The organism is Burkholderia sp. MSMB2157WGS (genome assembly GCF_001532755.1).
In the GTDB taxonomy this organism is placed as follows: Bacteria; Pseudomonadota; Gammaproteobacteria; order Burkholderiales; family Burkholderiaceae; genus Burkholderia.
Genome location: NZ_LPJG01000030.1, coordinates 752423 through 765456, shown reverse-complemented (window position 1 = coordinate 765456; position 13034 = coordinate 752423). Strand labels below are relative to the sequence as shown.

General features: G+C 66.5%; 9 protein-coding genes. All 9 read right to left on the bottom strand.

The annotated features are described in order from the left end of the window. Positions 1-232 precede the first annotated feature (232 nt). On the bottom strand, positions 233-1498 hold the full coding sequence (locus WT53_RS21915; RefSeq protein ID WP_034205064.1) for a hypothetical protein: 1266 nt from the start codon (positions 1496-1498) through the stop codon (positions 233-235). After that, positions 1495-3318, bottom strand: a complete 1824-nt coding sequence (glmS, locus tag WT53_RS21910) for a glutamine--fructose-6-phosphate transaminase (isomerizing) (protein WP_059783848.1) — start codon at positions 3316-3318, stop codon at positions 1495-1497. Before glmS ends, WT53_RS21915 begins: the two co-directional genes overlap by 4 nt. A 119-nt stretch (positions 3319-3437) precedes the next feature. Then, positions 3438-3926, bottom strand: coding sequence for a biofilm PGA synthesis auxiliary protein PgaD (locus tag WT53_RS21905; RefSeq protein ID WP_034205062.1), 489 nt, complete (start codon positions 3924-3926; stop codon positions 3438-3440). Then, complete coding sequence (gene pgaC / locus WT53_RS21900; RefSeq protein WP_060261423.1) at positions 3904-5175, bottom strand: poly-beta-1,6-N-acetyl-D-glucosamine synthase; 1272 nt, start codon at positions 5173-5175, stop codon at positions 3904-3906. The genes WT53_RS21905 and pgaC overlap by 23 nt, the downstream gene beginning before the upstream one ends. Beyond that, positions 5172-7268, bottom strand: coding sequence for a poly-beta-1,6-N-acetyl-D-glucosamine N-deacetylase PgaB (gene pgaB, locus WT53_RS21895; protein WP_034205060.1), 2097 nt, complete (start codon positions 7266-7268; stop codon positions 5172-5174). The genes pgaC and pgaB overlap by 4 nt, the downstream gene beginning before the upstream one ends. 15 nt (positions 7269-7283) lie before the next feature. Further along, a complete protein-coding gene (pgaA, locus tag WT53_RS21890; protein ID WP_034205059.1) occupies positions 7284-9905 on the bottom strand; it encodes a poly-beta-1,6 N-acetyl-D-glucosamine export porin PgaA in 2622 nt (873 codons plus the stop codon). 104 nt (positions 9906-10009) lie between these two features. Beyond that, positions 10010-10768, bottom strand: coding sequence for a hypothetical protein (locus WT53_RS21885; RefSeq protein WP_034205058.1), 759 nt, complete (start codon positions 10766-10768; stop codon positions 10010-10012). Between the two features lie 62 nt (positions 10769-10830). Beyond that, positions 10831-11259 (bottom strand): hypothetical protein, encoded by a 429-nt coding sequence (locus tag WT53_RS21880; RefSeq protein ID WP_034205057.1) that lies wholly within the window; start codon positions 11257-11259, stop codon positions 10831-10833. A gap of 632 nt (positions 11260-11891) precedes the next feature. After that, the gene (locus WT53_RS21870; RefSeq protein WP_034205056.1) at positions 11892-12887 is read right to left on the bottom strand and encodes a LysR substrate-binding domain-containing protein; all 996 of its coding nucleotides are present in this window, start codon (positions 12885-12887) and stop codon (positions 11892-11894) included. Between the last annotated feature and the right edge of the window lie 147 nt (positions 12888-13034).

Sequence of the window (13034 nt, the reverse complement as noted above, 5' to 3'; positions counted from 1 at the left end):
AAGGAATCGGGCGACAGTCTATCCGGTACGGGCGGCGCTGGCGAATTCGGTGCGCAAAGCGGTGTGCAAGGGCGCGGCGGTCGTGCCCGAACAGGGCCGCGATAGCGCGCCCGGCGACTCGATCACTGATGAGCGACGTGTTGGCGTAACGCGGGGCGGACGGACGAAGGCGACGGGCAGGTGGCGACGCGCGGCCTGCCCGCGTTCGCGACAGCGCGTTATCGGCGTGCCGTCAGTGGCTCGAACACGACACTTCGTTCTTCGGCATCGGCGTACGCTGCGCCGGTTCGAAATCGGCTTCGCGTATCCCCGACGGCGTCAGCGATACGAAATGCATCGCCGCGCCTCGCGCCGGGAAACCGGCGACGCCGGTCGAGCCCCACGGAATCGGCGAGCGCTGCACGCCGCTCACCGCGATGTCCGCCGGCGCCAGCGCGAGCGTCAGCAGCCGCCCGTCGCGGGTCGGCACATACGCGTGCGTGCCGGCGACGCCGATGTCCGATTCGCGCACCGACGCGGGCAGGCAATCGAGCGTCGCCGTGCGACGGCCGTCCGGGGCGATCAGCATCGCGACGCCGCGATCGTCGGCGGTCGTCGTGACGACGAGGAAACGGTCGATCTCCGGCACGTAGGCGGCCGAATACACGTAGTACTGGATGGCGCCGTTCAGCGATCCGAGTTTTTCCAGCTTCGCGGTGACCGGATCGAACATCGCGTATTCGAGCGTCGCGTCCGTGCTGCCTTCGATGAACTTCTGCCATACGAGCAGCGCGTTGCGCGGCGAGCCCGCGATCACGGGCCACCACTCGCGGCGGCGCGGCGCGACCGCGACATGGTTCAGCACGCGCCCGGCCGCGTCGTAGGTTTTCAGGTAGACGCCGTTGCCGCTGCCGAGGTTGTCGACTCCGCCGCCGTTGACCCAGTCGGCCGAATAGAACACGACGAAACGGTCGGCGACCGTCGCGACATGCCCCGAATGGCCGCCCGATTCGACGTCGTTCGGGTAGGGCTTGATCGGCTTCAGGTCGCGGCGGTAGACGCCGTAGCGCTGGCTGACTTCCTGCGGCGCGTTCCAGCCGTCCTCGAACGTGACGAAGATGTCGCCGTGCGCGTTCTGTGCGATCGATACGGGTTCCTGCGCTTCGGGGCGGCTGATGAACGTGCGGACGTGCAGCACGCGCGGCTTGTCGGGCTGCCATTCGCCGACGTATACGTCATGCGGCCAGTTGCCGCTGCGCAGCGCACCGCGCGGCACGATGCCCGAGCTGCTGAAGAACACCCAGCGTTTGCCGTCGCCGGCGTCGGCCACGCCGATGCCGTGCATGAAGCGCCGCGGGTCGCCGGTGTCCTGCGGCGACGGCGCGCTCGACACGGTGACCGTATGCACGGCCGGCGCGCCGGCGAGGGCCGCCGGCGCCGCGCCGATGCCGCCCGCGCCGCAAAGCGCGGCCGCGGCCAGCCGCACGGCCGCCCGTACCGGACGCGTTCGCCGCATCATTCGACGGTCACCGATTTCGCGAGATTGCGCGGCTTGTCGACGTCGGCGCCGCGCGCGCAGCCGACGTGATACGCGAGCAGTTGCAGCGGAATCACGTTGACGATCGGCGACAGCAGGTCGCCCGATTCGCGCACGCGGATCACGTGCGTGTCGCGGTCGGCGTCGATTTCGAGCTGATTGCCGGCCAGCACATAGAGCCGGCCGCCGCGCGCGCGTACCTCGGCCATGTTGGATTTCAGCTTCTGGAACAGGCGATCGTCCGGCGCGATCGTGACCACCGGCATCGCGCTCGTGACGAGGGCGAGCGGGCCGTGCTTCAGCTCGCCGGCCGCATAGCCTTCCGCGTGGATGTACGACACCTCCTTGAGCTTCAGCGCGCCTTCCATCGCGATCGGACAATGGATGCCGCGCCCGAGGAACAGCGCGTTCTCGGTGCGGGCGAACTTCGCGGCCCAGCCCATGATCTGCGTTTCCAGCGCGAGCGCGTGGCCGATGCGGTCGGGCAGCGCGCGCAACTGCTTCAGGTGCGTCGCGACTTGCGTGGCGTCGAGCCGGCCGCGCAGTTGCGCGAGCGTCAGCGTCAGCACGAACAGCGCGACGAGCTGCGTGGTGAACGCCTTGGTCGACGCGACGCCGAGCTCGGTGCCGGCCCGCGTCAAAAACCGCAGCGGCGCGTTGCGCGCGATCGTGCTGGTCGCGACGTTGCAGATCGCCATCGACAGGTCCTGACCCATCGTGCGCGCCTGCTCGATCGCGCCGATGGTGTCGGCCGTTTCGCCCGACTGCGAGATGCCGACGACGAGCGTGCGCGGATCGGCCACGGTGTCGCGGTAGCGGAATTCGCTGGCGATCTCGACCTGCGCGGGCACGCCCGCGATGCTTTCGAGCCAGTACTTCGCGGTCAGGCCAGCGTAGTAACTGGTGCCGCAGCCGAGCAGCAGCACGCTTCTCACCCGCGACAGCAGGGCGCCCGTGCCTTCCGTCGCGTCGAACAGCGCCGGCGTGATCGTGTCGATGCCGTCGAGCGTGCTGGCGATCGCCTTCGGCTGCTCGAAGATTTCCTTCTGCATGAAGTGCTGGTACGGGCCGAGCGCCGCATCGTCCGCGCGTGCCTTCACTTCGCACAACGGGCGCCGCGCTTCCTGTCCGCCCGCATCGACCACGGCGATGCGCTCCGGCGTGATCAGCGCGACGTCGCCGTCCTCCAGGTACACGAAGCGGTCGGTCAGGTCGGCGAGCGCCGCGCAGTCGGACGCGAGGTAATTTTGCTTGGCGCCGATGCCGATCACGAGCGGCGAGCCGGCGCGCGCGGCGACGAGGCGCTGCGGCTCGCGCGCGCCGAGCACCGCGATCGCGTACGCGCCGTGCAGCCGTTTGACGGCGCGCACCACCGCGTCGAACAGGTCGTCGCGATAGAGGCTGTGGATCAGGTGCGCGATGACCTCGGTGTCGGTCTGCCCGCGAAACGTATAGCCGCGCTCACGCAGCTCGGCGCGCAGCGCGTCGTGATTCTCGATGATCCCGTTGTGCACGACGGCGATCGTGTCGCCCGACATGATCGGGTGCGCGTTCATTTCCGACGGCGCGCCGTGCGTCGCCCAGCGCGTATGCGCGATGCAGGTCTGCGCTTCGAGGCCGAGCGTCAGCACGCGATCCTGCAGGTCCGTCACGCGTCGCAGCGTGCGTTCGCTGTGCAGGCGACCGTCGCCCTGCACGGCGATGCCGCACGAATCGTAGCCGCGATATTCGAGCCGGCTCAGCGCATTGACCAGTTGCGGCACTTGATTGTTCAGGCCGCTTGCTCCGACGATTCCGCACATGATTCACCTCGTCTCCAGGAAGTTGCCGGCCGGCGCGCGACGCGCGCCAGCACGATGCCGGAAGCGGTGCCACGCCGCGCGGCCAGGCGGCGCGAGCGGCGCGGCACGTCTCCGGCGATTCATTCGCGGGGCTGCGGGCCGGCGTGCGCGACCCATTCGATGCCCGAAATCGACCCGTTCGCATCGTGCGACGCGACGAGAATGCGCGTCGTGCGCCGCGCGCCGCGCCGGCGTGCGCTCGCGAACGCGGTCGGCGGCACCGAGCGCACCTTGACGCTGGCCGAGCGCCGCAGCATCTTCGATACGCGCAAGCGGTACGCGAGCGGATGCACGACGCGCCCCGCGATCAGCCACATGACGATCGTGCCGGCGATCAGCGCGATGCTCGTCACGTAGAACACGATCTGCTCGATCGGCATTTCGGCCTCGTTGAACGGCAACAGGTAGCGGTACGTGTAGATGCAGATCGATGCCCATACACCCCCGACCAGCGCGGGCCGCACGAGGCGGAACCACGCGACGAGCACGGGCCCGACGATGCCGCCGCGTTCGGCAATGATGTCGCGCGGGGCGCGCAGGGAAAGGTCAATAATCGGCGCGTTCTTCATGTTGAATGCCTCGGTCGGGACTGACCCAAACGGCGCGCTTGCCGCGGCCCCGCAGTACGACGGCGGGCAGGGCGACGACGGTGGCGATCATGCTGATCAGCCAGAACGCGACGGGGTACCAGATGGTGTCAAGGAAGTACATCAGGAGTTTCTCGTCGTATTGACGATCGATCATGCTGCCGATGATCAGTTGCAGGATGCAGGTCGCGACCAGCAGCATCCCGTGCCAGTGCGGCACCACGGACACATGCCAGTTCGGCGGAAGCGGGTAGACGACGTCGATCAGCGCGAGCAGCAGGATGAACGACATCGAGTACGCCCACGCGATACCTATCAGGTATTCGGCGAACAGCGGCCACATCATCATCTGCGTGGGCCGCATCAGCGTGCCCGCGTACTTGAGCAGCACCTGGATGCCGCCCTTGGACCAGCGCAGCCGCTGCCGGTAGAGCCCCTTCACCGTCTCGGGCATCAGGATCCAGCTGAGCGCGTGCGGCTCGTACACGACGCGCCAGTCGCGGCACTGCAGCTTCCAGCTGATGTCGATGTCCTCGGTCAGCATGTCCGAGCTCCAGTAGCCGACGTCGGCGAGCGCGGTCTTGCGGAACATCGTGATCACGCCCGACACCGTGAAGATGCGGCCGTACACCTGCTGCGTGCGCTTGATCAGCCCCACGATCGACGAGAATTCGCCGACCTGCATGCGGCCGAGCAGCGACGTGCGCGTGCGGATGCGCGGGTTGCCGGTCACCGCGCCCACGCCCGGGTCGGTCAGGAAGTGCTCGAGCATCCAGCCGATCGCATCGTGCGCGAGCAGTGCGTCGCCGTCGATGCACAGCAGGTAGTCCGCGTTGGATACCGCGGCCGCGGTCGTGAGCCCGACCGCCTTGCCTTCGTTGCGCGCATGATGGATCACGAGCAGCCGCGGGATCTCGACGGCCAGCTCGTTGAGGATGTCGCCGGTGCGATCCTTGCTGCCGTCGTTGACCGCGATGATGTCGTAGTTCGGATACTGCATCCCGTTCAGATGGGCGATCACGCTGCGCGCGTTCGCGGCTTCGTTGAAGCAGGGCACGACGATCGAGACCTTCGGGATGCCGCTCGACGCGATCGTGCGCGTCGACAGCTCGCGGCCCTCCTCGAGCAGGAAGTAGTGCACGACACCGCCGATCATCCACAGATACGACATGAAGAACGGATAGTAGAAGACGAAATCCTGCAGGCGCTGGATGAGGCTGTGGGTGTTCATGGCGTCTTGGTTCCCGGCGATTGCTGCATCTGCATCAGCGCGTTGATCGAGGTGGGGTCGAGGCGCGACTTCAGCGACATCACGTCGCGCATCGCGTCGAGCTCCGGATGACCGTTCAGGAAGTTGTCGGGGTAGTAGCCGAAATTCACGGCGCCCTCGCTGCGCAGCCGCCGCATCTGCGCAAGCAGCGTGCTGGCCGGCACGTCCTTGCGCGCGTGCCAGTCGTATGACTGCAGTTCGAACACGGTGCGCTGCAGCCCGCGCTGCTTCGTGCGCACCGCCTTCACGAGCTGGTCCAGCCAGCCCTCCGGGTCCTTCGCCTGCTCCATGTACGGCATCGCCATCAGCGCGACGTAGTCGTAGGCGGCGAGGAAATCGTCGTAGTTCTGCGCATACCACGCTTCCGATTCGGGCTTGAGCACCGGCATCGCGAAGATGTTGCGCGAGGTCAGCACGTCGCCGACGTTCTGGTGGGCCAGCACGATCTGCTCGAGCTGCCGGGTCATGTCGATCAGGTAGCGCGTCTTCTGCCGTGTCCAGCGCTTCATCAGATCGGGGTTCTCGCGGATCTTCCCCACGTCGGCCGGCAGCCCCCATTGCGCATAGGTGCGCAGCGCATGCCGGCTGGCATCCTCGTAGTCGTCGAGCACGGCGTCGTCGCTGAACAGGATGCCGCTGAACGACGCGTGCTTGCTGAGATCCTCGTAGATTTGCTGGATCATCAGCCGCGCATCGGGATCGAACGGGCTCAGCCGGAACACCCGCGTGCCGTTCTCGCGGGCCGGCGCGCCGCCGTATGCGCTGACGGCCTCGAGCCCGCGCTGCTTGTCGGCCGGCGGCCGGAACGCGAGCACCGGCATCCACGCGTACACCTGCACGTTGGAGCGCGTGTTGAGCTGCCATGCGGCGCGCGAGAACAGGTCGGAGCGCATCGGCAGGTGCCGGTTCGGGAAATACACCGCTTCGGCCACGCCCGTGCCCTTCGGGTCCGCATACGCCTGCAGGTACACCGATTTCGGCTGCATCCGGTAGATGCGCTCGATCAGCTTGCCGAGATTCGCTTCCTGGCGCGCGGGATCGGGATCGTAGACCTGGTCGAGATCGACCTGCACGGTGCGCTCGGGCACGTCGACGTCGCCGCGATTGGACGCCGGCTCGCGCATCGAGCGCTCGAAGCCGCCGATGTCGACGTCGTACATCATCAGGATCCGTCTCAGCCGGTCGAGCGGCACGTCCGGCGTATTCGGGCCGGCATCGAGGCTGAACTGGATGTCCATGCCGAGCGACGTCGATATCTGGCGCACGGGCTGGTTTTCCGCGCCGTATGGCCACACCATCGAGCGTGCGACGAGACCGGTGCGTTCGCGGATCTGCCGCACGCAGGTCTGCAGATCGTCGTGCACGCGTGCGTGGAATTCGGCGTCGGTTTCATAGCGTTTCTGGTCCTGCAGGTAGAGATGCGACGTGGTCGCCGGCAATTCGTTGCCTTGCGGGTTCGCGACCGCGCCGTGATGGAGATTGTGGGTGTGGCAGCCGAGCTCGACGAATTCCGATTGCCCGAGCTTCTTCACCTCGTCCCACGACAGGAAGTAGTCGCGCGGCACCTGAACCTTGTCGCTGATGCGGATCGGCGTATCCGGCGGCGTGTCGATCCACGCGGTGACGAGGCCCATCACGGCCGGATACTTGAAGCGCTCGAGCAGCGGCAGCACCTTCGTGTAGTGGCTGCGGAAGCCGTCGTCGAACGTGAGCAGCACCGAGCGCGGCGGCAGCGGCTTGCCGCCGCGCCGCGACTCCTCGATCTGCTTGACCGTGATCGTGTGGTAGTTGTTGGTCTGCAGCCACGAGAAGATCGCGGTCAGCGTGCCGGTATCGACCGCGAACGGATCGATGATCGCGTTCGGCGACGAAAACGACGCCATCAGGTTGTCGCGCACGTCGTGCATGCAGATCACGCGAAACGTCTTGCCGTCGGCCGGATCGGACGGCGGCAGCAGGTCGATCATCCTGGCGTTGGTCACGCCCGGAAACAGCGAACAGGCGGCAAACGTGCCGAGGCATCCGCACATGAAGGTCCGTCTGGATTGAAGCATTGCCCGATCTCCTTGCTAGAACGGCAGGTTGAGCGACAGGAAGCCGGTTTCGGAGCGCTCGCGCTGGCCGTCGTACGCGTGGCTGCTGACCTCGACGCCGTAGCTCAGCGTGATGTCGTGCTTGAACGTCCACGCATGCTCGAGACGCGCGCTCCACAGCGGGCTGGTGCCGAAGCCACGCTCGTTGTACGCGCCCCCCGACACCGACAGGCGCTGTTGCAGCCCCGTGTCGCCCTTCTTCCACAGCGTCAGTTGATGCATGACGGTCGCCGCGGCCGCATAGTCGCGCCCGGGGCTGAAGTAGGGCGCGTCCCGGCGCGTGTTGCTGTCGGTACCGAGATTCAGCGAGACGTTGACGAGCTGGTTCGCGGACGTGTACACGCGCTGCGTGGCGGTCGCCGCGATTTCCTGGTGCAGGTTCGAATCGCTGTAGCGGCTCACGCCGTAGCTCAGCTTGACTTCGCGCCGGTCGTTCTGGCGATACACGACCTCGACGTTCGCGGAGCGGCCCCAGATGTGCGCGGCATACGCTTTCCACGGCAGCGAGTTGTCGTTGGTGTCGAGCCCGGCGCCGACCGTCCAGTAGTCGTTCAGTGCATACGCGATCGTCCCGCGGCCGCCGGTCCGGCCGTCCGAGCCCATCGAGCGCGTGACTTCGCCCAGCACCGTGAGCGGGCCGTGCCGGTAGTCGCCGCCGATGCCCGTGCGCGTGCGGCTGACTCTGCCGCCGTCGGTCTGCGCGAAACCGTAGAACGTGTGCGAAAACACGCGCCAGTTGTCGCCGAACGGTTGCGAATACACATAGCTGTCCGACGTGAAGCTGTTGTCGGCCAGCGCGCTGTTGCCGTGCTCGAAACTGAGGTCGGTCGTGAACACCGGGCTGCGGTATGCGTTGTAGTCGCGTTTGAAGCCGCGCACGGCGCCGCTATCGGGGAACGTGTTGCCCAGGGTCTGGTCGACGGTCTTCGCGGTCGCGTAGTCGTCCGCCGTGAGCGACGCGCGGCCGAGGCCCGCGAGCATCTCGACGCTGTCCGGGTGATCGGTCAGCGACGCGCGATACATCGAGATCGCCTGGCGCGGATGGGCCTGGCCGGACACCGCATCGGCGTGCGCGGCGCGGATCTCCGCGTTGAACGGCACCTGTTGCTCGAGCTGTTCGAGCGCGGCGATCCCTTCGTCGGCGTGACCCGTGAAGATCAGGTATTGCGCACGCAGCCGGTAGTAGCGCAGGTAGTCGCTTTCTCCCGGACCGACGTGGGTCACTTGCTTGGCCGGCGGCAGCGACTTCTCCATGTCGTCGAGCACCTGCTTCGCTTGCGCCGCGCGGCCCTGGTCGACGTACGACCAGAACAGCCCTTCCTGCAACTCGATCGGACGCGTACGCGAGCCGTACTGGAAGCCGCGCGTCGCGCGATCCGTCGGCGACGCGGTGGCCTGCTTCAGCGCGCGCGCATACACGGCGTTCGCCTTGGCCGGCTCGCTCAGATACAGATAGGCGTCGCCGACGGCCGCGAGCGCGTCGATCGAGATTTCCGCGTTGGACGGAATCGTCTCGAACGTCGCGACGGCCGTCTTCATGTCGCCGCGTGCCGCGAGGGCGACTACCCGGTCGCCCGCGAGCGCGGTGCGCACCGGCGTGTACTCCGGCGTGGCCGGTATCCGCTTGTCGAGGTCGTCGGCCGCGCGCAGCGCGCTGTCGATTCCGTCGAAGCGGTCCGAACTCGTCATCGAACGCGACTTGTCGCGTCCGCCGCGCACCTGCTGGCGAATCGACAGTTCTTCCAGTTGCGCGATGTCGACGGCGGAGAAGGCGTCGGGGCGAGCCTTCGCTTCATCGAGCGCCTTGACCGCGCCGCCGCTGGCCGCGAGGCCGAACACGTCGTTGCGCACCGTCGCGACATCGGCCGTGCGCAGATTCGGCGCTTGTGCATTCGGTGCTTCGACGTCGGGCCCCTGCGATCGTTGGGTCGGCTCGCCGGGGAGCTGCGCACCGGGCGACTGTGAAGTCGGTTGTGGGGACGACGGCGGTGCGGTGCCGGACGGCTGGGTCACGGGCGCGGGCGCATTCGGCATCGGCGTGCCGGATGCCTGAGCGGTGAGCGTCGGCGTAGCGGGCGCGGTCTGGGCGAGCTGCTGCGGTGCATCCGACTTTCGCTCGCGCGGCGCAGACGTATCGGGCGGCGAAGTGTCGAATGCCTGGGCCAGCAGCATCGGCGCGTTCGACGCAGGCTCGACCGCTGCGGCGGCATTCGACGAGGTCGGCGCCTGCACCGCGGCGCTCGGTTGCGCGGCATCCGGGTCCACCACGACCGTGGTCGGCATCGCCGGGTTCGATCCCTGCGCGCTCTGCATCGACGCATCCGAGGCCCGAGCGATCAGCGTCGGCGCGTAAGGGGGCTGCGCGCCCGAACCCTGCGCGGCCTGCGTCGCCGCGCCCGTCGGCTGCAGGTCGGGCGGCAGCGCATCCGGCGTGCCGCGGGATCCGGCGATTTCGCTCGCGCTGCGCGGCTCCGCGTCGCCTTCGGCGGCAAGGCACGAGCCGGACGCGACGAGCAGGCACAGCAGCGGCGCATGCAGGAGGATCCGCCGATTCGGCGGAGCGACGGTGGTGCATTGTTGTCGACGATTGTTGGCCACGGTGTGTCCTCACTTTGAAACGATCACATCGGTTGCACGCCCGACGACGCGCGTCGCCGGTCGTCGCATCGCCGGGCAGCGAGGCCAGGCGTCGTCCGACCGGTTCACAGGCGGTTGCGGATCGCTTGTCCAAGCAGCGCGCGCGATTCGCTGTTCTTCGGGTCGATGGCGAGTGCACGGCTCGCGTTTTGCTCTACACAACTCCATTCGTCGATCCGTGCGCACCAGCGCGCCTTGGCCAGAGCGCGGGCGCCTTCCAGCTCGTCGTGCGTGACGCTGGTGGCCTCCATGTGCGACGTGTCGGCGATATACGACTGCGGTTGCTGTTTCGGTACGGGGTCCGGATGTTTTCTCGTGCGCGCCAGCGTTTGCGAACGTGACGTCCGGTGCGCATCGCCCGGGCGCGCCGTACGGCTGCCGGTCGACGCGGCGTGCGGGTCGGCCGCGAGCTTCGTCGCCGGCAGATGCGCGCGGCGTGGGTGTTTCGGTTCGGAACGGGCCGTCGTAGCCGGCGGCGCGGCCGGTTCGACCGCGGCCGACATGGCAGGCGCAGCCGAGGCGGACGGCGGAACCGGCCCGGCCTGTGCGAGCGTCGACGTCGAGCCGGCGGTCGCCGCCGGGCCGGACGCACCGCCGGTCGCGGCGACGATGAGCTTGCGGTACTTGCCGACGGCGGCTCCGATCACGCCGGCGATATCGTGCGTCACGCTCGCATGGCCGACCCTCGCGTCTCGCTCGACATACGCGAAAGCGCCGAAGATCGCGGCAAACGCGGCGATGCTGAGCGCCGCATTCTTTCCCGGACCCCACGAGGGCTTCGGCTCACGGACAGGCGAGTCGTCCGGTCGTTCTGCACGGGGCATTCAAGACTCCTTGATTCGATGCGTTCCACGAATGACGCGATCGAAGCGGGGCGACGCGACGCTCACCATCGCAACTGCGTCGTGAGCGTGCCCGTCTCGACGATCGCGAACTGGGTTGCTCCCTGATAGGTCCCTTCGACCCGATAGCTCGCATCGGGCACGCTGAACAGGCAGCGCGATCCCGACGCGTTGAATTCGACGAGCACGCGCCCATGCCGGCGCAGGCGCACCTGCACGTTGGAGAGCGGCTGCCCGGTGTTTCCGGACACGAAAGACACGCCCAGGTTGTACGGGCGGCCGTCGGGGGGCAGCGGCGCGGTACCGTCGATCCGCGCATCGCCGCAGATATACGAAATCACGTACCGGTTTGCTCCCGGACCGGACGCCGGCGGCGCCGAGGTCGCCGGTGTCTGTGCCATGGCGTTCATGCAGAGCGTGGAGAGCACGACGCTCAGAAAAGGGCGAGCATGCTGTCGAAGCGAGGGTGACATTGCAATCTCCCGTCCGGAGTCGATGACGTGCACCGACCCCGAGTCGAATTTGCCAACGTTCTTTTTGCGACACGCTATTGATACACGATGGTTTTTGAACCAACAACCGCGTGTGGCCCGAATGGGACGAGGGTAAAAGGTCCTATCTAAATAGGATAAGAAGGGATTGGTGAGGATCGCTTATTGCTGAATAAAGTCGATATTGCCGAACATGAAAATTGCTCGTCGGTAGCGATGATCGAGCACGCTTTGAATCACGTCGGAGGTATCGACGTTCGTGCCGAAAAATAACGACTGATAAAAGAAACTATTGCACCCGGGATCGGCGCGAATCCATGAAAACAGGGCTTCGCATCGCACATCATGAAATGAGGGTGCGACATTTTGGGTTATTCCGATACTTACAGGTAAATCGAAACTTGTGTAACAAGGTATTTCTGTCCTGAAAATCGGCCTGAATATTCTTACTTAATACGGAAAGCAGTAAAAAGTGCGATATGAATTCGCAAACGTTTGCGTTTTATCGAGATCGATTACAGTCGAGGAGGGATTAACGGCGTCGGATGGAATTATCGATTGCCGATGAAGGAACGCGCATGCGCGCCGTGGATATCCACGGCGCGAAGGCTTCATCAGCGACTGCCGCTCGCGCTTCGCCGCGCGCTGTGCATCGCCGGTGCGGCCGCCTCTTCGGCGCCGATCGCACCGTCGATCGCCGTACGCGGCCGGTTCATGATGTAGGCCCACAGCTGCTCGGCCGCGAGCCCGCGCTTGCGCGCCGATCGATACAGGCGGATTTCGAGTTCGGTGATCCAGTCGCCGGTGCCCGCGCACACGAGCGTGCCGTCAGCGAGCTCCTTCGCAACGCAGCTCTCGGGCAGCCAGCCGATGCCGTGCCCGGCCACGACCATGCCTTTCAGCGCTTCGGACATGTGCGTTTCGAAACACCGGTGCAGGACATACGGCTCGGTCGCATTCAGCAGCAGCATCTCGACGATGTTGCCGAGAAAGGCGCCCGACGAATACGCGAGCAGCGGCAGCGGCGCATCGGGCGTGCCGGGCAGCTGGAATACCGGCTTGCCGTGCGCGTCGGGCGACGACACGGGCAGGATCCGCTCGACGCCCAGACTGACGAACGGGAAGTGGTTCGGGTCGAGCACGATCGGCAACTGCGGATGGTGATAGCCGAGCAGCAGGTCGCATTCGCCTTCGACCAGTTGCTGCACGCCTTCCGGCACGTTCACCGCATTGACGCGCGCGGTCACGTGGCCGACCTCGCCGTTGAGCCGCTTGAGCCATTCGGGAAACAGCGTGAACACGAGCGTATGCGCGACGGCGAAGCGCACGACCTGGTCGCTCGCCGCGAACTGGTCATAGCCGTTCACGAGATTGCGCGCCGCATACATGCTGCGCAGGATGTCCGCGGCGAGTCCGCGGAACATCTGGCCGGCGGGCGTCAGCGCGATCGGATTGATGCTCCGGTCCACCAGCTTCGCGTCCATCCAGGTTTCGAGAGCGGCGATTCGTCTGCTGAACGCCGACTGCGTCAGGTGCCGGTGACGCGCGGCCCGTGAAAAACTCTTGGTATCCGCGAGGCTCAGGAAATCTTCCAGCCACTTTGCTTCCATTTCGATCTTCGCTTTTTATAGTCGGGCGCCTGAAAGGCGGCGCCGTCTGCTGACCAACGTTCTAGCGTACCGCGCCTCGCGCCGGTCGGGCCGATGTTTTTTTTCGATGGGTGTCAGTCGAAATATGCATGGGCATTGTCGGCGGGA

Coding starts and splice junctions, on each gene's coding strand:
- WT53_RS21915 (WP_034205064.1), bottom strand. CDS start 1,498: ATGATGCGGCGAACGCGTCCGGTACGGGCGGCCGTGCGGCTGGCCGCG.
- glmS (WP_059783848.1), bottom strand. CDS start 3,318: ATGTGCGGAATCGTCGGAGCAAGCGGCCTGAACAATCAAGTGCCGCAA.
- WT53_RS21905 (WP_034205062.1), bottom strand. CDS start 3,926: ATGAAGAACGCGCCGATTATTGACCTTTCCCTGCGCGCCCCGCGCGAC.
- pgaC (WP_060261423.1), bottom strand. CDS start 5,175: ATGAACACCCACAGCCTCATCCAGCGCCTGCAGGATTTCGTCTTCTAC.
- pgaB (WP_034205060.1), bottom strand. CDS start 7,268: ATGCTTCAATCCAGACGGACCTTCATGTGCGGATGCCTCGGCACGTTT.
- WT53_RS21885 (WP_034205058.1), bottom strand. CDS start 10,768: ATGCCCCGTGCAGAACGACCGGACGACTCGCCTGTCCGTGAGCCGAAG.
- WT53_RS21880 (WP_034205057.1), bottom strand. CDS start 11,259: ATGTCACCCTCGCTTCGACAGCATGCTCGCCCTTTTCTGAGCGTCGTG.
- WT53_RS21870 (WP_034205056.1), bottom strand. CDS start 12,887: ATGGAAGCAAAGTGGCTGGAAGATTTCCTGAGCCTCGCGGATACCAAG.